Annotated in this window: 22 protein-coding genes; all 22 read left to right on the top strand. The window is 48.6% G+C overall.

The window, feature by feature from the left end; genetic code table 11:
* Nucleotides 1-243: 243 nt before the first annotated feature.
* The 22 genes from gmk to L5M71_RS11565 all read left to right on the top strand — a co-directional run bounded on the left by gmk (nucleotide 244) and on the right by L5M71_RS11565 (nucleotide 22,519).
* Nucleotides 244-867 (top strand): guanylate kinase, encoded by a 624-nt coding sequence (gene gmk, locus L5M71_RS11670; protein ID WP_263207438.1) that lies wholly within the window; start codon nucleotides 244-246, stop codon nucleotides 865-867.
* Nucleotides 868-925: 58 nt separating this feature from the next.
* Nucleotides 926-1,204: a DNA-directed RNA polymerase subunit omega gene (rpoZ, locus tag L5M71_RS11665; RefSeq protein ID WP_007651394.1), complete on the top strand. Its 279-nt coding sequence runs from the start codon at nucleotides 926-928 to the stop codon at nucleotides 1,202-1,204.
* Between the two features lie 42 nt (nucleotides 1,205-1,246).
* Complete coding sequence (gene spoT / locus L5M71_RS11660; RefSeq protein ID WP_006079840.1) at nucleotides 1,247-3,352, top strand: bifunctional GTP diphosphokinase/guanosine-3',5'-bis pyrophosphate 3'-pyrophosphohydrolase; 2,106 nt, start codon at nucleotides 1,247-1,249, stop codon at nucleotides 3,350-3,352.
* Between the two features lie 25 nt (nucleotides 3,353-3,377).
* On the top strand, nucleotides 3,378-3,761 hold the full coding sequence (locus L5M71_RS11655; protein ID WP_006079838.1) for a RidA family protein: 384 nt from the start codon (nucleotides 3,378-3,380) through the stop codon (nucleotides 3,759-3,761).
* A 507-nt stretch (nucleotides 3,762-4,268) separates the two neighbouring features.
* Nucleotides 4,269-5,933, top strand: a complete 1,665-nt coding sequence (locus L5M71_RS11650; RefSeq protein ID WP_263207437.1) for an AMP-binding protein — start codon at nucleotides 4,269-4,271, stop codon at nucleotides 5,931-5,933.
* Nucleotides 5,934-6,114: 181 nt separating this feature from the next.
* Entirely contained in the window at nucleotides 6,115-7,059 is a 945-nt protein-coding gene (locus tag L5M71_RS11645; protein ID WP_198572540.1) for a calcium/sodium antiporter, read from the top strand.
* 248 nt (nucleotides 7,060-7,307) lie between these two features.
* Nucleotides 7,308-8,012, top strand: a complete 705-nt coding sequence (locus L5M71_RS11640; RefSeq protein ID WP_263207436.1) for a tetratricopeptide repeat protein — start codon at nucleotides 7,308-7,310, stop codon at nucleotides 8,010-8,012.
* A gap of 118 nt (nucleotides 8,013-8,130) precedes the next feature.
* Entirely contained in the window at nucleotides 8,131-9,210 is a 1,080-nt protein-coding gene (locus L5M71_RS11635; protein ID WP_263207434.1) for a sensor histidine kinase, read from the top strand.
* Complete coding sequence (locus L5M71_RS11630) at nucleotides 9,210-9,806, top strand: DNA-binding response regulator (protein ID WP_113941110.1); 597 nt, start codon at nucleotides 9,210-9,212, stop codon at nucleotides 9,804-9,806. The genes L5M71_RS11635 and L5M71_RS11630 overlap by 1 nt, the downstream gene beginning before the upstream one ends.
* Nucleotides 9,807-9,997: 191 nt before the next feature.
* Nucleotides 9,998-12,073, top strand: coding sequence for an ATP-dependent DNA helicase RecG (recG, locus tag L5M71_RS11625; RefSeq protein WP_263207460.1), 2,076 nt, complete (start codon nucleotides 9,998-10,000; stop codon nucleotides 12,071-12,073).
* A 203-nt stretch (nucleotides 12,074-12,276) separates the two neighbouring features.
* Entirely contained in the window at nucleotides 12,277-13,173 is an 897-nt protein-coding gene (locus L5M71_RS11620) for a DUF3014 domain-containing protein (protein ID WP_219255063.1), read from the top strand.
* 337 nt (nucleotides 13,174-13,510) lie between these two features.
* The gene (locus L5M71_RS11615; RefSeq protein WP_113941113.1) at nucleotides 13,511-14,248 is read left to right on the top strand and encodes a beta-ketoacyl synthase chain length factor; all 738 of its coding nucleotides are present in this window, start codon (nucleotides 13,511-13,513) and stop codon (nucleotides 14,246-14,248) included.
* Nucleotides 14,241-15,116: a lysophospholipid acyltransferase family protein gene (locus tag L5M71_RS11610; protein ID WP_173242769.1), complete on the top strand. Its 876-nt coding sequence runs from the start codon at nucleotides 14,241-14,243 to the stop codon at nucleotides 15,114-15,116. Before L5M71_RS11615 ends, L5M71_RS11610 begins: the two co-directional genes overlap by 8 nt.
* Complete coding sequence (locus L5M71_RS11605; protein ID WP_113941114.1) at nucleotides 15,100-15,354, top strand: phosphopantetheine-binding protein; 255 nt, start codon at nucleotides 15,100-15,102, stop codon at nucleotides 15,352-15,354. Before L5M71_RS11610 ends, L5M71_RS11605 begins: the two co-directional genes overlap by 17 nt.
* Nucleotides 15,355-15,363: 9 nt before the next feature.
* Nucleotides 15,364-15,612 carry an acyl carrier protein gene (locus L5M71_RS11600; RefSeq protein ID WP_011787696.1) on the top strand — a complete coding sequence of 83 codons (249 nt, stop codon included), beginning with the start codon at nucleotides 15,364-15,366 and terminating at the stop codon, nucleotides 15,610-15,612.
* Nucleotides 15,612-16,160: a hypothetical protein gene (locus L5M71_RS11595; protein ID WP_263140735.1), complete on the top strand. Its 549-nt coding sequence runs from the start codon at nucleotides 15,612-15,614 to the stop codon at nucleotides 16,158-16,160. The genes L5M71_RS11600 and L5M71_RS11595 overlap by 1 nt, the downstream gene beginning before the upstream one ends.
* On the top strand, nucleotides 16,157-17,521 hold the full coding sequence (locus tag L5M71_RS11590; RefSeq protein ID WP_263207431.1) for an AMP-binding protein: 1,365 nt from the start codon (nucleotides 16,157-16,159) through the stop codon (nucleotides 17,519-17,521). The genes L5M71_RS11595 and L5M71_RS11590 overlap by 4 nt, the downstream gene beginning before the upstream one ends.
* Complete coding sequence (locus L5M71_RS11585; RefSeq protein WP_131524001.1) at nucleotides 17,514-17,900, top strand: thioester dehydrase; 387 nt, start codon at nucleotides 17,514-17,516, stop codon at nucleotides 17,898-17,900. The genes L5M71_RS11590 and L5M71_RS11585 overlap by 8 nt, the downstream gene beginning before the upstream one ends.
* Nucleotides 17,894-19,753 (top strand): glycosyltransferase family 2 protein, encoded by a 1,860-nt coding sequence (locus L5M71_RS11580; RefSeq protein ID WP_263207429.1) that lies wholly within the window; start codon nucleotides 17,894-17,896, stop codon nucleotides 19,751-19,753. The genes L5M71_RS11585 and L5M71_RS11580 overlap by 7 nt, the downstream gene beginning before the upstream one ends.
* On the top strand, nucleotides 19,750-21,324 hold the full coding sequence (gene hutH / locus L5M71_RS11575; protein ID WP_025008040.1) for a histidine ammonia-lyase: 1,575 nt from the start codon (nucleotides 19,750-19,752) through the stop codon (nucleotides 21,322-21,324). Before L5M71_RS11580 ends, hutH begins: the two co-directional genes overlap by 4 nt.
* Nucleotides 21,321-21,752, top strand: coding sequence for an acyl-CoA thioesterase (locus L5M71_RS11570; RefSeq protein WP_263207426.1), 432 nt, complete (start codon nucleotides 21,321-21,323; stop codon nucleotides 21,750-21,752). The genes hutH and L5M71_RS11570 overlap by 4 nt, the downstream gene beginning before the upstream one ends.
* Nucleotides 21,752-22,519 carry a LolA family protein gene (locus L5M71_RS11565; RefSeq protein ID WP_263207424.1) on the top strand — a complete coding sequence of 256 codons (768 nt, stop codon included), beginning with the start codon at nucleotides 21,752-21,754 and terminating at the stop codon, nucleotides 22,517-22,519. Before L5M71_RS11570 ends, L5M71_RS11565 begins: the two co-directional genes overlap by 1 nt.

Genomic DNA, 22,519 nt, shown 5'->3' with positions numbered 1-22,519 from the left:
TTTATTGTTGTAAAAACGAGATACAAAAAGACACTCATTGCCTTATTCGCACGAGCGTAACCAATTTACCCGCAATTGTCAGTGCCTACGACCCAAGTCGGATAAAAATGCACATAATATCGAAGTAAATCTAAAATAGGCTTAAATTGCCAGCCAACAAGCCCTAGTATTTCTATGGTCAAAATCGGTATAATACTCGGCTTTCTGGGCCCTTCTTGCGTTAACCCATTGGATATTTAGCTCATGACCGCACGCGGAAATTTATTTATTGTGTCGGCGCCAAGTGGCGCAGGTAAATCCTCGTTGATTTCAGCCTTGCTTAAAGACAAGCCAGCCGACATGCAGGTTTCGGTATCTCATACCACCCGCGCACCACGCCCAGGTGAAGTTGATGGTCAACACTATCACTTCGTTAATGTTGACCAATTCAAAGCCTTAATTGCTGAAAATGCCTTTTTTGAATGGGCAGAAGTGTTTGGCAATTACTATGGTACCTCGCGCCATGTGATCGAGCATACGCTCACCCAAGGTATCGATGTTTTCCTCGATATCGACTGGCAAGGTGCCGAACAAGTTAAAGCCGTGATGCCAGAGGCCGTTGGTGTGTTTATTCTACCACCCTCTAAAGCCGAGCTAGAGCGCCGCCTCACAGGTCGCGGACAAGACAGTAGCGATGTTATCGCCAGCCGTATGGCACAAGCCGTATCGGAAATGTCCCACTATAAAGAATATGATTTTATTATCGTCAACGACGATTTTGACACTGCCTTAGCCGATTTGCGTGCCATCATTCGCAGTCAGCGCTTAACAAGTGCTAGTCAGATCCACGCGCAAAATGATATGCTTCACGATCTGTTGGCAGGATAGCTGTCATAGTGTACAATTTTGCGTCATTTTTTCCCTAGATAAACTGGAGTTTCAACACATGGCTCGCGTAACTGTAGAAGACGCCGTAGAACAAATCGGCAACCGTTTTGATATGATCTTGGTTGCGGCGCGTCGTGCTCGCCAAATCGCCGTGCAGGGTAAAGACCCTATGGTTGAAGAGATGAACGACAAACCCACGGTTATCGCCCTGCGTGAAATCGAACTAGGTTTAGTTAATGCTCACACCTTAGATGCCGATGAGCGTCAAACGGTGCGTGAACGTGAAGCAGCTGAAATTGCAGCGGTTGCAGCCATTGCTGAAGGTCGTTCATTATAGTTTTTGAGTAAAAACCTATTTAGGTAAAAGGAGAGCTGCCACTTGTATCTGTTTGAAGGTCTAAAGGAGTCTGCTTCCGGTTACTTAGAACCTGAACAGGTAGAATTGCTCAAACAGGCGTACCAGATTGCGCGCGATGCCCACGAAGGGCAAATGCGCACGAGTGGCGAACCTTATATTACTCATCCGGTTGCGGTTGCCCGCATCCTTGCTGACATGCGTCTTGATCATGAGACGCTGATGGCAGCACTGCTCCACGACACTATCGAAGATACCCATGTCACCAAAGACGATTTAGCCGAACTATTCGGTGTCGCGGTGGCCGAACTCGTCGAAGGCGTGTCAAAACTCGATAAGCTTAAATTTCGCGACAAGAAAGAAGCTCAGGCTGAAAACTTCCGTAAAATGATGATGGCGATGACGCAGGATATCCGCGTTATCCTCATCAAGCTTGCCGATAGAACCCACAACATGCGTACCTTAGGCGCACTGCGTCCCGACAAACGTCGCCGTATCGCCCGCGAAACCTTAGAAATCTACGCACCCATCGCTAACCGTCTCGGTATCCATAACATCAAGACAGAGTTAGAAGACTTAGGTTTCCAAGCTTATTATCCAATGCGATATCGGGTGCTTAAAGAAGTCGTTAAAGCCGCCCGTGGCAATCGCAAAGAATTGATCCAAGGCATCGAAGCCGCTGTGTATACACGCTTAAACGATGCGGGTATTCCAGGGAAAGTCAAAGGTCGCGAGAAAAACCTCTACTCCATCTATAACAAGATGCAGAGTAAAGAGCTGCAATTCCAAGAAGTCATGGATATCTACGCCTTTAGGGTGATAGTCGATTCCATCGACACTTGTTATCGCGTACTCGGCGCCATGCATGGACTGTACAAGCCTCGTCCCGGTCGTTTCAAAGATTATATCGCTATCCCTAAAGCCAACGGTTATCAGTCACTCCATACCTCTTTGTTTGGTCCACACGGCGTGCCCGTTGAGATCCAAATTCGTACCGAAGATATGGACCAGATGGCCGACAAAGGGGTTGCCGCACACTGGGCCTACAAAGGCGGTGCGCAAACAGGCCAAGGCACGACGACTCAAGTGCGTGCCCGTAAGTGGATGCAAAGCTTGTTGGAATTACAACAAAGCGCCAGCACCTCATTCGAATTCGTTGAAAACGTGAAGACGGAACTCTTCCCAGAAGAGATTTATGTGTTTACCCCTGAAGGTCGCATTCTGGAATTACCCGTGAATGCCACCGCAGTAGACTTTGCCTACGAAGTGCATACAGATGTGGGTAATACCTGCGTCGGTGCCCGCGTTAACCGCCAAGCGTATCCGCTCAGCCAGCCGTTAATTTCAGGCCAAACTGTTGAAATCATTACCGCCAAAGGCGCCCGTCCGAATGCCGCTTGGCTGAACTTTGTGGTAACCGGTAAGGCCCGCGCCAAAATCCGCCAAGTGCTGAAAAGCCTTAAGGGTGATGACGCGATTGCGCTCGGTCGCCGCCTGCTCAACCATGCGCTCGGCAAGACCAAGCTCGACAGCATTCCGCCTGAGCAAATTGAAAAAGTCATTCGCGATACTAAACACACCACGCTCGATTCACTGCTCGCCGACATCGGCCTTGGCAATGCCATGAGCATCGTTATCGCCCAGCGTTTGATTGGCGATAATCTTGAGAATCAAGAAAGCCGCGACGGCCACATGATGCCAATTCGTGGCGCTGAAGGCATGCTCGTTACCTTCGCTAACTGTTGCCGCCCAATCCCTGGCGATGCCGTAATTGCCCACGTGAGCCAAGGTAAGGGCTTAGTGGTGCACATGGAAAACTGCGCTAACATTCGTGGTTATCAAGGCGAGCCTGACAAATATATTCCTGTGCAATGGGATAATGTCGAAGGCGTTGATTACCAAGCCAATCTGCGGGTCGAAATCGTTAACCACCAAGGCGCACTGGCGAAGATCACCTCGATCATTGCCGCCGAAGGTTCAAACATTCACAACCTCAGCACTGAAGAACGTGATGGTCGCGTGTATTTGATCAACCTGCGGATTTCGGTGAAAGACAGGATCCATTTAGCCAACGTGATGCGCCGAATTAGGGTACTGCCCGAAGTACTGCGCACATCCCGTAATCGTTAATTAACTCAACACTAGAGAGAGCGTCATGGCAGAAAAAATCATCATAGCGACCGAAAACGCCCCAGCGGCCATAGGCACTTATTCACAAGCGGTTAAAGTCGGCAGCACAGTGTATTTATCTGGCCAAATCCCGCTTGTGCCAAGCACAATGCAAATCGTCAGCGATGATTTTGAAGCGCAAGTCGTGCAAGTATTTGAAAACCTGACGGCGGTTTGTACTGCTGCGGGTGGTTCAATCAACGATATCGTTAAACTCAACATCTTCCTGATTGATTTAAGCCACTTCGCTAAAGTGAATGAAATCATGAGCCGTTACTTCAGCCAGCCATATCCAGCACGTGCTGCTATCGGCGTGAAGCAATTGCCGAAGGATTCTCAAGTTGAAATGGACGGCGTGATGGAGCTGTAAGCGCTAGCATTTCACCTTCTATAAACGAAAAGGCGCTACGGCGCCTTTTTGTTGCCAACACAATCCAACACTCCGCTTGCCACTCTCTTCATCTTGCTTTAATACCAATCACATTAAATATCTAATCAGTTCAGAGCCTCACAGGCATTTCAATCCAAGGCGCATTGACGCAGAAATGGTTATTCCCTTTTAAGTCAATGCAACACCGGAGTGGGATGCCTGTGTGACTCCCGAAGGGCGGCTGATGTTCACTACATGGCAACGCGCTTTATACTGCATTTAAGGCTTTCGACAGAGCACCACTATGCCTTCAAGCCTTCGCCTTGTCTAAAGCGCGTTGAACTCCCGCTGAATGAACAGATATTTAATACGATTGGTATAACACTCAACTTGTAGGCTTTGCGCTCCATTCTCATATTTTACAATCTTGTAAACTATTTGCGCGAGCTCACAAAACTCGCCATACTGGGTACAGCCAAAAGAACAATAAATAACAGGGAATTGCCAATGGATACAGCGATTAAGACGCCAATTGAAATGCTGGCGCACTGGGCTAATACTCAGGGGGACCAAGTCTATTTACGCCAACCGATCAAGGGTCAATTCCTTGATTTTACTTGGGCTGAAGTTCAAGAAAAAGTTCAACAACTTGCCGGTGCCTTACATCACTTAGGCTTAGAGCGTGGTGATAAAATTGCCGTTCTCTCTAAAAACTGTGCCGAATGGTTTATCACCGACCTCGCGTTGATGCACGGCGGCTATGTCAGCGTACCTATTTATCCTACCGCCAACACAGATACTATTCGCTATGTGCTGCAACACAGTGGCGCAAAAGCCATTTTTCTCGGCAAGCTTGACCATTGGGCTGACCAAGAGGCTGGTGTCGGCGGCGAGCTACTACGCCTTGCCATGCCCTATGATACGATGCCAGCACAATATCAATGGGAACAATTACTTAAACTAGGCTATCCCTTAGTTAATGCCCCGCTACCCACTCCAGATCAAGTGATGACACTCATCTATACCTCTGGCTCGACTGGCCAACCTAAGGGCGCGATTCAAACCTTCGCCAGCTATGGCTGGACTTGCCAAGCGGTCGTCCGTGACCTGCGCACCGATGGCGACGATAGACTGTTATCCTATTTACCCTTAGCCCACATCACAGAGCGCGTTGCGATTGAAGGCTCATCCTTCTACTCAGGTAGTGTGGTGGCTTTCGTTGAAAGTCTCGACTCCTTCGTTGTCGATGTTCAACGGGCAAAACCAACGGTATTCTTCTCAGTACCACGGTTATGGAGCCTGTTTCAAAAAAACATTATCGACAAAATTGGGGTCAGTAAACTTAATCTATTGCTGAAAATCCCACTGCTTAGCAGCTTTGTGAAATACAAAATCCATAAGGGTTTAGGCTTGAACCATTGTCGTCTACTCGGCTCTGGCTCGGCACCTATTCCGCCATCACTGATCCACTGGTATCACAGTATTGGTCTTAATATCTGCGAAGCTTGGGGTATGACAGAAAACTGTGCCTATTCGATCATCAACTATCCTTTTGATGCGCGTAAAATTGGTACTGTTGGCCGCCCAGTAGAGGATTGCCAGATCCGCCAAGGCGAGGATGGTGAGCTACTGCTTAAGAGTCCGGGATTAATGACTGCTTATTACCTTCAGCCAGAAGCTACCGCAGCGGCATTCGATGCTGATGGTTTCTTCCACACAGGCGATCTGTGCTCAATTGATGCCGATGGTTGTGTCACTATTACTGGCCGAGTGAAAGACAACTTTAAAACCGCCAAGGGCAAATATGTAGCGCCCGTGCCTATCGAACGTAAACTGGCACAGGATCCCCATGTTGAACTGATCTGCGTGATTGGTTCTGGTCTGCCACATCCCATCGCACTAGTGCAGTTATCCGAAGGGGCAAATCTACAAGCCCGCGAAGAAGTCCGCACCTCACTCAAAGCGACGCTCGATAGCGTTAATCCGCACTTAGAGTCACACGAACATGTCGATGCGATTGTCGTGGTCAGTGATCCTTGGACGATTGAGAATGATGCGCTCACGCCTACCCTCAAAATCAAACGCCATGTGCTTGAAAAAGCCTTTAGCGAACGAGTTGACGGCATTCGTGGCGCCCAAGTCCGCTGGGAAGATGAATTAACTCAAAAATAACTAGGCCAAACAATCAGTTGGCGAGCATGGTCATCAGCTAAAACTAAGCACGCCTAGGGTGTGCTTTTTTATGACATATTCTGTCAAAATCCGATAAAACCACGTATCATGTGCGCCAGTCGGCCAAGGGGCAATTCCCTTGTACTTTTCCATTCAATATTAGGTTTAACAGAGTCTAACGATGCTAATTACACTATCGATTATTGGCGGTTTTATTATTTTAACCTTAGGCGCTGAAGCCCTAGTGCGTGGCGCGAGTTCAATCGCTCTACGTTTAGGTATTACGCCACTTATCATAGGCTTAACTATTGTAGCCTTTGGTACTAGCGCACCAGAACTGGCTGTGAGTGTAAAATCTGCTCTAGCAGGAAACAGCGGTATCGCCTTAGGTAACGTTATAGGCTCTAACATTGCTAACATAGGTTTGATTTTAGCCATCACGGCACTTATCCGCCCTATTCAAGTGCAATCTCAAGTCGTAAAGCGTGATATCCCTTTGATGATATTGGCTTCTATGTTGTTCTGGGCACTCTTGTTAGATGGCGAGCTCAGCCTAATTGACGGTGTAGTATTACTGTCACTACTGTTCGGTTATTTAGCCTTTAGTTACATCAGCTCGAAAAATGGTAATGAAGAGGAAGAGATTGAAGCAGGTCCAAATAATCCGCTACTTTCAGCCCTATTTATCTTAGTCGGTATTGGTATGTTAGTCGGTGGCGGTATTTTGTTTGTCAACGGCGCAGTAGATTTAGCCAAGACCTTCGGTATCAGTGAAGTCATTATCGGCTTAACGATCGTGGCGATTGGTACCAGTATGCCAGAGTTAGTAACTTCTGTTCTCGCAGCACTGAAAGGTCAGAGTGACATAGCCATAGGTAACGTTGTCGGTTCTAACATATTCAATATTTTGGGTATTTTAGGTATTACTGCAATAGTACAGCCGGTATCATCTCTTGGCTTCCAACCCTTTGATTTCATCGTGATGTTGGCATTTGCTATCATGATTTTACCTTTCGCTTGGACAGGATTTCGTATTGGCCGCCGCGAAGGTTCAGTATTACTACTGTGCTACTTAGGTTACTTGGGCTACCTAATAAACCAAGCAAGCACTCAAGCTGTGGTATAACACTTAGCTGATCATTTGCGATAAAAAAACACCGGAGCCTCTCCGGTGTTTTGCTCTCTAGGTATTGTCCACTTTATTAATCACGCACCTTCTTTAAAGCACACCTCATAAAAAATATAAGCACACAACTCAACTGATGACATTTGTCATGCCAAAGCCATGACCTTTGTGTCTGCACTTCTTCTATCGAATTTCTGATAATGAGCCCGTACCCAAACATTGGGAAACTCACTCAATAAGGAAATACCATGAAAACATTACTCCTCGCCTCCAGCTTTTTGCTTATCAGTACTCACTCGTTTGCAGCAACGCCATCAAACACTAACATCACCAATGTAGACGCGGCCTCGAATGCGATGAATCTAACGCAATTACAACAACTGAGCGGTAGCACTCAAGATTATGATAAAGCCTATGCGAACTATCGCTTAGCCATCAGTGCCAATGTAATGGGGCAGAAAACACTCGCTAGCAGCGCACTGACTACAGCGCAAACCACATTAGAAGCACTCGAAACCAGCCAAGCGAATGCAGAATCCCTTGCCCTGTTATCGTCGGTTTATGGCATGCAAATCGCCTTAGACAATAGTAAAGGTGCAACGCTCGGTATGAAATCCGCCAAGGCGATTGCCAGTGCCGAACAATTAGAACCACAAAATCCACGGGTAGCGCTTGTTAAAGCCATCGCCGCCTATAACACGCCAGCCATATTTGGCGGCAGCATGCAAAATGCTAAGACCTTAGCCACTACAGCCATAGAAAGATTCGCCCAGCCTTGCGACAACATTTGCTGGGGTGAAGCCGAAGCCTACACGTGGCGCGGGCTCGCTAAACAGGAATTAGGCGATAGCCAAGGCGCGATTGAAGATTGGCAACAAGCGATCAAAGTACAAGCAGATTACGGTTGGGCAAAATTTTTGCTTCAACAAAATCAGCAGTTAAGTGCAAAATAGACAAAGTTGCTAACGGGGATCTATGGCGCTGACGATAGCGCCAATCCCTAAAAAGAATAAATTAAAACAGATGCCATCGGTGGGCATTCAACAACCAACTCAGTGACACAGAGGCATCATGATAAGCACTCCCCTTCAGCTCGAACGAAAACTTGCTTGGGTGTATTTGATAAACTTAGTGTTTTATCTGATCCCACTTGCCATAAATCCCTATCCAAGCTGGAAAATCGCCCTCAGTTTTGCCGTGTTAATCCCTTTTATTGTCAGTTATTTTTGGACCTATAAGTGCAATAGCCGTAGCGCCTATCTGCCCATTCTCATTATGGTGGCCATAGCAATAGCGATCACACCAATCAACCCAGGCTCTATATCGCTATTTACCTTTGCCGCTTTCTTCATTGGCTTTTTTTATCCTCTCCGGACCTGTCTGTTGGCTATTACAGCACTCATCGGCCTGTTGTTTGCCCTCAATGAGATTTACCACTTTAACAGTTACTACTTTCCGCTTTACGGCTCGGGATTAGTGCTCGGCGTGGGCATGTTTGGTGTCGCCGAACGCAGACGTTATCGGCATAAATTGAAAGAACAGCAAAGTGCCCAAGAAATTACCACCTTGGCCACTATGCTTGAGCGTGAACGTATCGCGCGGGATCTACACGACATTATGGGGCATAGCCTTTCTTCCATCGCCCTTAAGGCTGAGCTAGCCGAAAAGCTTATCGCAAAACAAGAATATGAACTCGCATCAACCCAATTGACTGAGCTAGGACAAATTGCGAGGGAAAGTTTAAGCCAGATCCGCCACACAGTGTCAGACTACAAACACAAGGGTCTAGAGAGTTGCGTGACGCAGCTTTGTAAATCATTAAGGGATAAAGGCTTAAGTGTCGAGCTCAGTGGTGAGCTACCCAAGCTAGGTGCAAGCACAGAAAGCCAACTGAGTTTGATCCTCACCGAACTCATTAATAATATTCTTCGCCATAGCGGTGCAAGTGAATGCTCTATCCACTTTTCTAAGCAATCAGACCACCTGCTGCTCGAAGTCAAAGACAATGCCGCGGCCAAACCTTTTATAGAGGGTAATGGCCTCACAGGTATACGCGAGCGCCTCGACAGTTTAGGCGGCAGCTTGAGCTATAATCTCGAACAGGGATATACATTTACCGTCAGTTTACCTTTGCAGGGAGCAACAAATTAATGAAGATTTTATTGGCGGAAGATCAAGCTATGGTGCGAGGAGCGCTCGCCGCACTCCTCACGCTTGCAGGGGGTTTTAGTATCACCCAAGCGAGTGACGGCGACGAAGCTCTAAGCTTACTCAAACAGCAAAGCTTTGATCTCTTGCTAACGGATATCGAAATGCCCGGCCGCACAGGCTTAGAGCTGGCTACATGGTTAAAGGAGCAACATAGCCAAACCAAGATAGTGGTCATTACCACCTTCGGCCGTGCGGGCTATATTAAACGTGCCATCGAAGCGGGTGTGGGCGGCTTTCTGCTTAAAGATGCACCCTCAGAAACCTTAGTCAACGCGATTCAACAAGTGATGGCGGGAAAACGAGTGATCGATCCTGAACTTGCCATGATGGCGATTGGCGATGTCGACCCACTCAACGACAAAGAACGCCGCGCTCTTCGCCTCGCTAGCGAAGGCAAATCCACCTCCGACATCGCCGAAACTCTTTTTATCGCTGAAGGGACTGTTCGCAACTACCTCTCTGAAGCCATAGCCAAACTCAATGCCAGCAATCGAATCGATGCAGCGCGCATCGCCAAACAAAAAGGCTGGTTGTAATAACACTCACAGTTAACCACGCTTTCAGCCTAACGATCTCTTATCAACAATTTTGCGGCCTTAAGGTCGCAGAAAGATATTAGCTATGCTTCCAAACAAAATTTGATAACACCCTAATTCCCCTTGAGATTGCCTTACGCTTATTCTCTGTTAATATATGTATAAATTCACAGTGATTGAGTGCTAACGACTTGCAGCAATTGGATCTTGTTCCGATCACCGACCTCAAAGGCGTCGCCAAAAAGGTCGCGGAGAAACTCGCAAAGCTCGGCATCACAACAGTACAAGATCTGCTGTTTCACTTACCCCTGCGCTACGAAGATAGAACCCAAATCTATCCCATTGCCGCCCTCAGCCTAGGCGGTTATGGCACTATAGAAGCTGAAATCCAATCGACACAAATCATCCAAGGCCGCAAGCGCATGCTGGTCTGCAATGTGCGCGACGATACGGGCAGCTTAAGCCTGCGCTTCTTTAACTTTTCCGTTGCTCAGCGTAATGCCATGCAAAATGGTTTGATGATCCGCGCCTATGGTGAAGTGCGCCGTGGTAGTCATCAAGCTGAGATAGTGCATCCAGAATATAAAGTGGTGTATCCCGGTGAAGATGTTCACCTGAGTGATACCCTAACGCCGATTTATCCCACGACTGAGGGCTTAAAACAGGCGAGTTGGCTAAAGCTGACGGAGCAAGCCTTGGTATTGCTGGAAGAGGGTGGCTTAACTGAACTTCTGCCACCGCAATTGCAACCTAACAACATCAGCCTTAAACAAGCGCTGCAGACGCTACATCGCCCTCCTGCGGGGATCTCTCAGTTCGATTTAGAGCTAGGTCAACACCCAGCCCAGCAACGACTCGTGCAGGAAGAATTACTCGCCCACAATCTCAGCATGTTACGCCTAAGGCAGCGCAGTAATTTAGATGCCGCTGTCACCATGCAGGCCACGGGGCAGTTGCTCAATCCTTTCCTCGCCGCTTTGCCCTTTAAACCGACTGGCGCCCAGCAAAGAGTCGTGGCTGATATAGGCAAAGATTTAGAAAAACCGCACCCTATGATGCGCTTAGTGCAAGGGGATGTTGGCTCTGGCAAAACCTTAGTCGCGGCGATGGCGGCATTACAAGCGATTGAAAACGGTTATCAAGTTGCCATGATGGCACCGACCGAGTTATTGGCCGAGCAACATGCAACTAACTTTGCCGCTTGGTTTGAGCCACTCGGACTTAAGGTAGGTTGGCTGGCGGGAAAACTAAAAGGCAAGGCCAGAACCCAATCCCTTGCGGATATTGAATCCGGCGCCGCCCAGATGGTGATTGGTACCCATGCCATCTTCCAGCAGCATGTGGTCTTTAACAAACTTGCGTTAATTATCATAGATGAGCAACACAGATTCGGCGTACACCAACGCTTAGGCCTGCGGGAAAAGGGCGTGAACCAAGGTTTCCACCCGCATCAATTGATCATGACAGCCACACCCATTCCCCGCACGCTGGCGATGACGGCCTATGCAGATCTCGACACGTCCATTATCGATGAACTGCCGCCGGGGCGAACTCCAGTAACCACAGTGGCGATTGCTGATTCACGCCGCAACGAAGTGCTTGAACGGGTGCGTAACGCCGTCATCACAGATAAACGTCAGGCCTATTGGGTGTGTACTCTGATTGAAGAATCCGAAGTGCTCGAATGCCAAGCCGCCGAAGACACAGCCGAAGAACTGCGCCTCGCCCTGCCCGAGCTCAATATTGGCCTAGTGCATGGCAGGTTGAAGAGCGCCGAGAAACAGCAAATCATGGCTGACTTTAAGGCAGGCATTATTCATCTACTGGTAGCGACAACCGTGATTGAAGTGGGCGTCGACGTACCTAATGCCAGCCTGATGATCATTGAAAACCCTGAACGTTTAGGTCTAGCACAACTACATCAACTGCGCGGACGAGTCGGTCGAGGCGCCATCGCAAGCCATTGTGTGTTACTCTACAAGGCGCCATTGAGCCATACCGCCACCCAAAGACTGAGTGTACTCAGACAAAGCAATGATGGTTTCATCATAGCGCAGAAAGATTTAGAAATTCGTGGCCCAGGTGAAGTGCTTGGCACTAAGCAGACGGGACTGGCTGAGCTCAAAATTGCCGATCTGGTGCGCGATCAAGCTTTGATCCCACACATTCAGAAATTAGCGAGCCATGTAATGGCGCAAGCCCCCGAAAAAGTCGATGCAATTATTTTACGTTGGCTCGGGCACAGACAGCACTATGTGCAAGCTTAAGCCGTAAATATTAAAGGGTAAAGAACGAGGCGTAACATCTGCCTTTACTCGAAATAAATTGTTTATGTTCAGCTAAGCGCTATAGACAAGCGCATGGAAACTTGCAAAATGAACCTGCGGCCTTCAAATAGCCCGCTCTTGCACTTTAATGTTAGCTGCATGTATTCACCAAGTTACCTTGACACTCAAGCGAAGGATGTAAAATGCAAGTTAATCAAGATGATAGAATAACACCTCAAGAGACTTCTTCTAGCAGCAATCGCTTTGCGCTTTTTGCGATAGTGCTCGTCGTGCTACTTTCTGCCGGAGGATATTATTACTACAGCGGTGATTCTGACTCACCTAAACTCATCCCTAACGCCCCTATTGTATTGCCTGAAACACCGCCATCTGAACCTATGACGCTCGAAAGTGCGCCAGAGCCTGAAACCACTGAGACGACGCCTGCCGTTACAGAAACGAACACCAATAGCACTGAAACCACTGCAGTGGCAGAGCCTGAAGTTGTCGTAGAACCTGTGCCTGTGCTGGCTGAAAGTGATGCATTTGTGCAACAAAAAGCTCTCGCCATGATCAATAACAATGTGCTGAGTTCTTCGTTAGTGCAGCAAGATCTCGTCCGCCAATTTGTGGTATTCGTGGATAACCTAGCTCAGGGTGAATTAACCCGTAAAGTTAGCCCACTTAAAGGACCAGAGAAGCTGTTCTCAGTCTCAGAAATCACCAACAAAGTGTATTTAAATCCTGAGGGTTTCCACAGATACGATGCCTATGTTGACTCGATTGCCAAAATGGACGAACAGAGCTTAATCACAACTTACAAGCAACTGACGCCGCTCCTAGAGGAAGCTTTTACCGAACTCGGCTACAGCAACGCCAAATTTAACGACAGAATGCTGCAAGCAATTAAAATGTTACTCGCAGCACCTATTATTGAAGATCCGATTGAGCTGAATTCAATTAGCGTTAACTATCAATTCGTTGACCCTAACTTAGAGGCACTACCCAGTGCACAAAAACTGTTGATCCGTATGGGTCCAGAAAATACTCGCAAGTTGAAAGTAGCGCTGCGTAAAATCGAGAATCAATTGTCGCAATAGGTTATCAAGCTCATGCCAAAAGGCGCTCAGTGCGCCTTTTTTCATTTTAACCTGTAAGTTAAAGCATCTGCGAAATCAGATAGCCACTGCGATATTTGTTACTCAATGTCGAATAAGCGCTGCAAATCACAGCACTTGATCCCATTCCGTTAACCCGCACAATGCAAATGGCTTCATAAAAAGAAAGGGCATAGTGTAGAATGACCACGCTGTAGAGGGCATTTCGAGCGTCATTCTTCTAACGCGTATACTCCTCACTATGGTATGGCAATCCATTAATGTTCTAACTTAGTTAGGGATAACTAAGACAGCTTAAATTTAGTGTCGAGGCAAAGTAGTGCAACTAACATTCAGCATTCTCTCTTGGGGCGCTTGGGCCCCCCAATATCAGCACCATCAAAGTTGGCAAACTTGGTGCGAGAGTTCGGCTGAGCTCAATCTCGATACGCCACCACAGTCGGATACCACAGCTCCCGCACTCAAACAAATTCCCGCCATGCAGCGCCGCCGTTTTAGTCGCTTGACTAAGATGATGTTAGAGGTGAGTTTTCAGTGCGAAATGCCTGCAAATTGTCGCTCTATTTTTGCCTCGCGCCATGGAGAGTTACAGCGCACCATTGGCCTGCTCGAAGACATTATCGCCAAACAGCCCTTATCGCCCTTAGGTTTTAGTCAGTCGGTGCACAACACCGCCAGCGGCATTTTTGGCATAGTGGCGGCCAATACCGCGCCTTCAACCTCAGTTGCGGCGGGCACAGAAACCCTGTCCCAAGCTATGGTCGAAGCCTTCGCCCAATTACATCAATCGCCAGAACCATTGTTATTAGTCTTCGGTGATGATCCAGTGCCACCTGTGTACGATGAGTTTACCCAAGAATTTGAATTACCTTTGGCCCTAGGCCTACAGCTCGCGCCCTTCGATACACCCGCTTCGGCCAAGCTCACGGTGAGCCGCATTTCTAAGGCAACAGCTTTAAATCCGCTGACCTATGGTGCATTTATCCACGCCCTAGCAACGGCGCAAAATATTTCAGGCTGCTTATCCCAATGGCATTGGAGACTTGAGCATGTTTGATGCAGCCCACAGCCATGACGCCGCTAAGGGCCATGAAGATTCAATGCTCAATGCCGCTTATACCTTGCCGGAAACTCGCCGCGAAGGGCTGAATTATGTGCCACGTTGGCTAGGCGGTGTAAGTTGTTATATCGCCTTTGGCTTAGGCGGCTTATTAAGCTCCTTGACCATTCTGCCACTACTGCGTTTTTGGCCAGGCACACCAGAGGCGCGGATTATTCGGGTACAAAAGGCCGTGCATTTAATGTTCAAAGGCTTTGTCGCCATGCTCACTTGGGCAGGTGTGATTAAGGTCAGCAGCCACGATGCCCAAAAATTACATGATGCCAGAGGCGTTATCGTCATTGCCAACCACCCCAGTTTAGTCGATGTGGTGGTATTGATAAGTCTCATGCCCAATGCGGGCTGCATAGTCAAACAAGCTTTGTGGCGTAATCCATTTTTGCGTGGTGTGGTGTCCTGCGCGGGTTATATTCCCAATCGCGGCGCCGAACTCATGCTAGAGGATTGCCGCGAAGTGCTCGCAAGAGGCACCAATTTAATTATCTTCCCCGAGGGCACGCGTACGGTGGTCGGTGCGACCATTAACCACTTTGCCCGCGGCGCTGCCAATATAGCCTTAAGGGCCGAAGCGGATATTTTACCTGTGGTGCTACGTACCAATGTGCGTGGTTTGACAAAGGAGCAACCTTGGTATGAAATCCCAAGGCAAACCATGGGAATGGCCGTTGAAATCGGCACAATCGTTTCTTACCAGAAGTACCAAGCGGCTTTAGGTGAGCATGCAAAAATGGCCCGGCAGCTGACGCGGGATCTTGAACATTACTATAAACAACAACTCGAAAATAATTATGAACTTAAACAATGAAATAAAGCAGTTAATCATCGACTGTCTCGATCTAGAAGACGTCAGCATTGATGATATCCAAACCGATGCACCGCTATTTGGCGAAGGTTTAGGCTTAGATTCTATCGACGCCCTCGAGCTCGGCTTAGCCATCAAGAAAAAATTTGATGTCAAAATCGAAGCCAATTCGGATGCCACTAAGGCCCATTTCCACAGTGTTGCCAGCTTAGCTCGCTTTATCGAATCACAGCGTCCATAGGAGAGGAATATGCAAAATCGTGAACAAATCCTCGCTATGCTGACCACTATTTTAGTGGACGAATTCGAAATTGATGCCGAGGCGATTACGCCTGAGGCCAACCTGTATGAAGAGCTCGATCTCGACAGTATTGATGCAGTCGACTTAGTGATAAAACTGCAGCAACTGACAGGTAAAAAGATCCAACCCGATGAATTTAAATCAGTTCGCACAATCAACGATGTGATTAATGCTATCGAAGGTTTAGTTAAAACCTAATGCGAGCCTTGCTACAGGTCTTAACCGCCCTAACTTTGCTGGCCTACCCCGTTGCCGTGTATTTAGGGCTCAGTTACTTGCCTGCTGGCACCATAGCGCTCGTGCTGTGTTTATTGCTGATAATGCGGCTAATGCTACAAAAGCAAAGGGTTAAGACATTAGTTTTACCACTATTGGTGGGGATTGTGCTCACGGCAGGCAGTTATCTTGCCAAGCGCAGTGATTGGCTGCTGTATTACCCAGTAGTGATAAATCTCACTATGCTGGCGCTGTTCAGTTATTCACTGCACACTGGCCCTAGCATGATCGAACGTTTAGCCCGTTTGAAAGAACCCGATTTACCGGATGAAGCCACTGGGTATCTTAAAAAAGTCACGCTACTTTGGTGCGGCTTATTTATCTTCAATGGCACTATGGCGGCTTACACCGCTGGCTTTACTAGCTTAGCAACCTGGACCTTGTATAACGGTTTGATTGCATACGTACTCATGGGACTGCTCCTCGGTGGGGAATGGTTATATCGCAGCTTTTGGTTGAAGAAAACATGACACAGCTACTCAAAAACTGGTTAACCCAAGGGCCCTTTGCCCAACAACTGATCAGCTTTAATCACCACGACATAGTCACAGGTGCATTATTTACCAATCAGGTGGCGTATTTTTACGAGCAACTGCTGGCCGCGCCAGAGAAAAAATGGCTGCTCGCGAGTGATACCAGCGATCTGTTTGCTGTGGGTTTATGTGCGGCGCTGTTAGCAGGCAAGGAAATTATCTTACCAGCCAACACCCAAACGGGCACACTGAGCGAGTTAACCCACCAGTTTGAAGGCATATTGTCGGACAAGCCATTGTGTGAAAGTCAGGCCTTTATTCTACTGAGAAAAGAGCTGAGCCTGCCGAGCAAACCTTGGCCGGCGAGCGAGGCTATCGGTGAACTTGTGCTATTTACCTCAGGCAGCAGTGGCGAACCTAAGGCGATCCGTAAAACACTTCAGCAATTAGACGTTGAAGTCTCAGTGCTCGAACATACCTTTGCCGAACATTTACCCCATTGCAGTGTGGTTTCAACGGTTTCCCACCAGCATATCTATGGCCTGTTATTCAAGATTTTGTGGCCACTCGCCGCCAGCCGGCCGTTTTTAAGTGAGCAGATTGAATACCCAGAAACCTTAAGCTATTACACTGCCTTACTGCCAAACCTGTGTTTGATCAGTAGCCCTGCCCAGTTATCGCGTTTACCTAAGGCCTTAGAGCACGAGCGGCAGCTGCGCTCACCTAGCTTAGTGTTTAGCTCTGGCGGGCCCTTAAGTTTTGCGGCGGCTCAAGGGATTAGCCAATGCTATGGCCACCTGCCCATCGAAATTTTTGGCAGCACAGAAACGGGCGGTATCGCCTATCGCCGTCAGCATGAGGCCGATGAACCTTGGCAAGTATTTGACAGAATATCGATAGATCAAGATCCTAGCGACGGAGCCTTGCTGCTGAAATCACCCTATTTAGCCGACGATGAATGGTTGCGCTGCGAAGATAAAATCGAACCGACCGAAAATGGCCAGTTTAGACTCAAGGGCCGACTCGATCGCATCGTTAAGATAGAGGAAAAACGTCTATCACTGGCACAAATGGAAACGCTGCTAGGCAGCCACGCCTATGTTGAGCAAGCCGCACTTGTCGTATTGCCGCAGTTTAAATCCCAACTGGGCGCTGTGATAACTCTCTCAGCACTTGGCCGCAGCGTGCACCAAGAGCAGGGGAAACTCAGTATCAACAATGCGTTAAAAGCACATTTACTGACGCAATTTGAGCGAGTCACCCTGCCACGCCGCTGGCGTTATCCCGATATTTTGCCGCTTAACACTCAGGGTAAGCGTGTCACTGCCCAGTTAGTCGAGTTATTTGATCATGATTAAATCGAGTTTACCGCCGATCCTGCATTCCAATATCGGCATGGATAATATTGAATTACGTCTGTTAGTGGCGGCCGACCTTGAATCTTTTAAGGGACATTTTCCCGAACAAGCCGTACTGCCAGGCGTGACGCAATTAGATTGGGCGGTGCGTTTAGGCTGCCAATATTTCGGCTATTACGAAGCCGTAGCCAACTTAGAAGTGCTTAAGTTTCAGCAACTCATACTGCCGGGGCAAGAAGTCACCTTAAGCATTAGCAACAATGCGGCTAAGGGGAAACTCACCTTCGCCTATAGCGATGGTGAAAACCGCTACGCGTCAGGTCGTATCGCCTTCGATATCTCGCCAGTTAACAGCAGCGATGGGGCGAGCCAGTGCTAACACCTCCCAGCGACTTAGTTGAGTCGGCGCCCATCAAGCTCGCCTTAGTGATCCCCAATTACAATCACAGTGCCGCAATTGCCCAGACCTTGGCCGAACTCGCCCAATTTAATCTGCCCTGTTATTTGATTGATGATGGCAGCAATGACGAAACCCGTTATCTACTGCAATCCTTAGCCCAAACCTATCCTTGGGTGACTTTGCTGCTGCATCCTTACAACCGTGGTAAAGGCGCTGCTGTGATGACGGGCCTACGCCGAGCCTACCGCGATGGCTTTAGTCATGCACTGCAGGTCGATGCCGATGGTCAACACAATCTAGCCGATATTCCAGCTATGGTAGCAAGGGCGCAGGCTAAACCCGATGCACTGATTTCAGGCAAACCCGAGTACGATGAATCCGTGCCTAAGGGCAGGCTCTATGGCCGTTATATCACCCATTTTTGGGTGTGGGTCGAAACCTTAAGCTTTGATATTCAAGATTCTATGTGTGGCTTTCGCGTTTATCCCCTCGCCGCCACCGAGCGATTACTGTGCCAGCAAGCATTAACGGAGCGAATGGATTTTGATATTGAAATCCTCGTCAAACTCTACTGGCAAGGGGTGGAAATTTTATTCCAGCCGACTAAGGTGATTTATCCCGAAGGTGGTGTTAGTCACTTTCAAGGTGTGGCCGACAATGTGCGCATCACTAAACTGCATACCAAGTTGTTTTTCGGCATGCTCAAACGCCTGCCTTGGCTATTGAAGCGTAAATCACAGCAACAAGCCGCGCAAAACTCCCATTGCTCGTCAGCAACATCATCAACTTCAGCCACCCATTGGTCGGGCATGAAGGAGCGCGGCAGTTACTGGGGCATCAAACTGTTAGCCGAGAGCTATCGTATTGGCGGCCATTGGTTGTGCCGCGCCATTATGTATCCTGTGATTTGTTATTTCTTTCTCACGGGCAAAGTCACCCGCGAAGCCTCGTTAGATTTCCTGCGCCGCGTGCAAATGCTTGAGCCGCAACATCCTAAGCTCAATCAGCCCATAGGCTGGCGCGATAGCTTGAATCACTTTTTAGCCTTTGGCAATGCCGCTCTCGATAGAATCGATGCATGGTGCGATCGCATCCAATTGAGCCAAGTGGATTTCCCCGATCGCCAAGTGCTGGCCGACCAGCTCGAAAGCGGTAAAGGCGCGGTGTTATTGGTGTCGCACCTTGGCAATTTAGAACTCTGCCGCGCCATTTCCATCCACCAGCGCAAGGTCAAAGTAAACGTCATGGTGTTAACTAGCCATGCTGAAAATTTCAATAAGGTACTTAAGCAGTTAAACCCTGATAGCACGCTTAATCTTATTCAAGTGACCGAGCTTAACCCCGCGACGTCTATGCTGTTGCAGCAAAAAATAGAAGACGGTGAACTGGTGGTGATCGCGGGCGATAGAACCTCGCCGAATACCCAAGGTCGCGTCATGTACGCGCCGTTTATGGGGCAAGATGCAGCGTTTCCCCAAGGGCCGTTTATTTTGGCAGGCTTACTCGATTGCCCTGTGTTTTTAATGTTTTGCCTGCGGGAACAGGGCCGTTATCGGGTGCATTTAGAGCACTTCGCCGAAACACTTAAAGGCCCAAGGCCGGGCAGAATGGACAGATTACAGCAGGCGGTAAATCGCTACAGCGAACGTTTAGAATACTTTGCCAGACGCGAGCCTTTGCAATGGTTTAACTTCTTCGATTTTTGGCGTAAAGACAGCGAGTTAGGACGCGTATCAGCCAATTCAGTACAAGCCGATGCTGTAACAGCAGAGTCAACATCACCGCAGATCCCAGAGCAGGATCATAAGACAGACAGGACTAGTCATTCATGAGCCACACCCAAGCCGCCGACTCAAAGAATCAATCAGACTTAAAGACTGTTGAGTTCGGCCGTCAATTTCTTACCTTAGAACAAGTGGTTGCCGTCGCCAAGGGCGCACCAGTCAAGCTCTGTGATGATGCGGATTATCAAGAATACATTCAAAAAGGTGCGCGCTTTATCGATAGTCTACTGCACGAAGAAGGCGTGGTTTATGGTGTAACAACTGGTTATGGCGACTCTTGCACAGTCAATGTGAGCTTAGATCTGGTCCACGAATTGCCACTGCATTTAACCCGCTTCCACGGCTGCGGTTTAGGCGAGACCTTAAGCATAATGCAGGCCCGCGCTGTGATGGCTTGCCGTTTAAACTCCTTAGCCATTGGCAAATCTGGCGTGACCTATGAGCTATTAAAGCGCATCGAAACTTTGCTCAATCTCAACATAGTGCCAGTGATCCCAGAGGAAGGCTCGGTCGGCGCCAGCGGTGATTTAACGCCGCTGTCGTATTTGGCCGCCGTGTTAGTCGGCGAGCGCGAAGTGATTTACCAAGGTGAGCGCCAAGCGACTCAAGCTGTGTACGCTAAGCTCAACATTATCCCGCATGTCCTGCGTCCAAAAGAAGGCTTAGCCCTGATGAACGGCACGGCTGTGATGACGGCCTTGGCCTGTTTAGCCTTCGATCGCGCCCAATATCTTGCCCGCTTAAGTAGCCGCATTACCGCTATGGCTTCGTTGACGCTGAAGGGCAACTCGAACCATTTTGATGAAATCTTATTTGCCGCTAAACCGCATCCGGGACAAAACCAAATCGCCACTTGGATACGGGAAGATTTAAATCACCACGAACATCCGCGCAATTCGGACAGGCTGCAGGACAGATATTCCATCCGCTGCGCACCGCACATTATCGGCGTGTTACAGGATGCGCTGCCGTTTATGCGTCAGTTTATCGAAACCGAAGTCAACAGCGCCAACGACAACCCGATTGTCGACGGCGAAGGCGAGCATATTCTCCACGGTGGCCATTTTTACGGCGGCCATATCGCCTTTGCGATGGATTCACTCAAGAATACTGTGGCCAACTTAGCCGATCTTATCGATCGCCAAATGGCGCTAGTGATGGACCCTAAGTTTAACAATGGCTTACCCGCTAACTTATCCGGCTCAACCGGCCCGCGCCGCGCGATTAATCATGGCTTTAAAGCGGTACAAATTGGCGTATCGGCGTGGACAGCAGAAGCGCTCAAGCACACTATGCCCGCCAGCGTATTCTCGCGCTCGACCGAATGCCACAACCAAGACAAAGTCAGCATGGGCACCATCGCCGCCCGCGACTGTATGCGCGTGCTGCAATTGACCGAACAAGTCGCAGCGGCAGCCCTGCTCGCCATGACCCAAGGTATTGGTTTACGTATCGCCCAAAATGAACTGGACGAAGCCTCGCTCACCCCTTCATTGGCGAAAACCCTCGCTCAAGTGCGCGGTGATTTTGAGACCTTAATCGAAGACCGACCGCTTGAAGCCGTGCTGCGCCAAACCATAGCTAAAATCCAAGCGGGCGAATGGGAAGTGTGCCGATGAAATCATTGCTCACTATCGATATGGAAATGCAAATCCCCTTCCACGATGTGGATTCCATGGGGATCACTTGGCATGGCAATTACCTGCGTTATTTCGAGATTGCTCGCTGCAAACTGCTCGATGAGCTGGGCTATAACTACCGCCAAATGCAAGCATCTAACTATGCGTGGCCTATTATCGATTTGCAGATTAAATACGTCAAAGCCAGCACCTTCGAGCAAAAAATCACAGTGCGCGCAGAGTTAGTCGAGTGGGAAAACCGCTTAAAAATCAATTATCAAATTCGCGATGTCGAAACGGGTGCGCGCATCACTAAGGGTTATACCATTCAGGCAGCAGTAGACATGAGCACCCAAGAATTGTGCTTTGTCACCCCAGAGGTGTTCCGTGACAAAATAGCCATCCTGCTCGCTAAGGTTGAAGACTAATGAAATCAGTACTCGCCAAGAGCTCTGCGCTGACGAAGTGTGTATTACTCCTCTGCCTTGCTTGCGGCTTGGCTTGTACTTTGATAACCCTGCCACTCAAAGCAGAAACCTTAGCAGAGCCCAGCGCTTATCAAACACTCTTTAGCCAAACTGCGGATACCGCGCAGCTTGTCGCCTTAAGCCAAAAGCTTAACTTGGGCGAAACGGTTCGTGGCAACTTTGTGCAATCTCGGCAGTTGAAGGTGCTCAAAAAGCCGTTAATCAGCCAAGGTCAGTTTATCTTCGATCAGACCCAAGGGCTGATATGGCAGCAGATAAAGCCCTTCGAATCCCTGCTGATTTTAAAAGATAAGCAGCTTATTCAGCGCGATAGCCAAGGTCGAGTCCAAGTCAGCAAGGCAGATGCCTCGGCGAGCACCGCCGCTATGGGCGATTTATTACCCAGCCTAGTGCGCGCTATGCTCGGCGGTGATATTTCCGGTTTAAGTGAAAACTTTGAACTGCACTTCCTCATAACAGAAAGCTTGAACACAGACGGCCAATGGCAATTAGGCCTAACGCCCAAAGATCCCTTAATGAAAAAAGCCATCGCCAATATGGTGTTAGAGGGTGGCGATACCTTGCAATCCTTAGTGCTGCTGAGCGCAGCGCCGAGTGTGAGCCCACAGGATATGACCCGCATCGACTTTAGTGCGCTTTCCCAAGGTAAACTCAGCGAAACCGAATTGACGCAGTATGCTGTGGCGATAGAGGCGAATAAACCTTAA

The sequence above is a fragment of the Shewanella sp. SW1 genome (genome assembly GCF_025653545.1).
GTDB lineage: Bacteria > Pseudomonadota > Gammaproteobacteria > Enterobacterales > Shewanellaceae > Shewanella > Shewanella oncorhynchi.
Note: the sequence above shows the minus strand (reverse complement) of the source record. Positions and strands in the feature narration are given on the sequence as shown.

Excerpts from the sequence above, each read along its gene's own strand:
- gmk (WP_263207438.1), top strand. The coding sequence starts at position 244 with ATGACCGCACGCGGAAATTTATTTATTGTGTCGGCGCCAAGTGGCGCA.
- rpoZ (WP_007651394.1), top strand. The coding sequence starts at position 926 with ATGGCTCGCGTAACTGTAGAAGACGCCGTAGAACAAATCGGCAACCGT.
- L5M71_RS11655 (WP_006079838.1), top strand. The coding sequence starts at position 3,378 with ATGGCAGAAAAAATCATCATAGCGACCGAAAACGCCCCAGCGGCCATA.
- L5M71_RS11650 (WP_263207437.1), top strand. The coding sequence starts at position 4,269 with ATGGATACAGCGATTAAGACGCCAATTGAAATGCTGGCGCACTGGGCT.
- L5M71_RS11645 (WP_198572540.1), top strand. The coding sequence starts at position 6,115 with ATGCTAATTACACTATCGATTATTGGCGGTTTTATTATTTTAACCTTA.
- L5M71_RS11640 (WP_263207436.1), top strand. The coding sequence starts at position 7,308 with ATGAAAACATTACTCCTCGCCTCCAGCTTTTTGCTTATCAGTACTCAC.
- L5M71_RS11635 (WP_263207434.1), top strand. The coding sequence starts at position 8,131 with ATGATAAGCACTCCCCTTCAGCTCGAACGAAAACTTGCTTGGGTGTAT.
- L5M71_RS11630 (WP_113941110.1), top strand. The coding sequence starts at position 9,210 with ATGAAGATTTTATTGGCGGAAGATCAAGCTATGGTGCGAGGAGCGCTC.
- L5M71_RS11620 (WP_219255063.1), top strand. The coding sequence starts at position 12,277 with ATGCAAGTTAATCAAGATGATAGAATAACACCTCAAGAGACTTCTTCT.
- L5M71_RS11610 (WP_173242769.1), top strand. The coding sequence starts at position 14,241 with ATGTTTGATGCAGCCCACAGCCATGACGCCGCTAAGGGCCATGAAGAT.
- L5M71_RS11605 (WP_113941114.1), top strand. The coding sequence starts at position 15,100 with ATGAACTTAAACAATGAAATAAAGCAGTTAATCATCGACTGTCTCGAT.
- L5M71_RS11600 (WP_011787696.1), top strand. The coding sequence starts at position 15,364 with ATGCAAAATCGTGAACAAATCCTCGCTATGCTGACCACTATTTTAGTG.
- L5M71_RS11595 (WP_263140735.1), top strand. The coding sequence starts at position 15,612 with ATGCGAGCCTTGCTACAGGTCTTAACCGCCCTAACTTTGCTGGCCTAC.
- L5M71_RS11590 (WP_263207431.1), top strand. The coding sequence starts at position 16,157 with ATGACACAGCTACTCAAAAACTGGTTAACCCAAGGGCCCTTTGCCCAA.
- L5M71_RS11585 (WP_131524001.1), top strand. The coding sequence starts at position 17,514 with ATGATTAAATCGAGTTTACCGCCGATCCTGCATTCCAATATCGGCATG.
- hutH (WP_025008040.1), top strand. The coding sequence starts at position 19,750 with ATGAGCCACACCCAAGCCGCCGACTCAAAGAATCAATCAGACTTAAAG.
- L5M71_RS11570 (WP_263207426.1), top strand. The coding sequence starts at position 21,321 with ATGAAATCATTGCTCACTATCGATATGGAAATGCAAATCCCCTTCCAC.
- L5M71_RS11565 (WP_263207424.1), top strand. The coding sequence starts at position 21,752 with ATGAAATCAGTACTCGCCAAGAGCTCTGCGCTGACGAAGTGTGTATTA.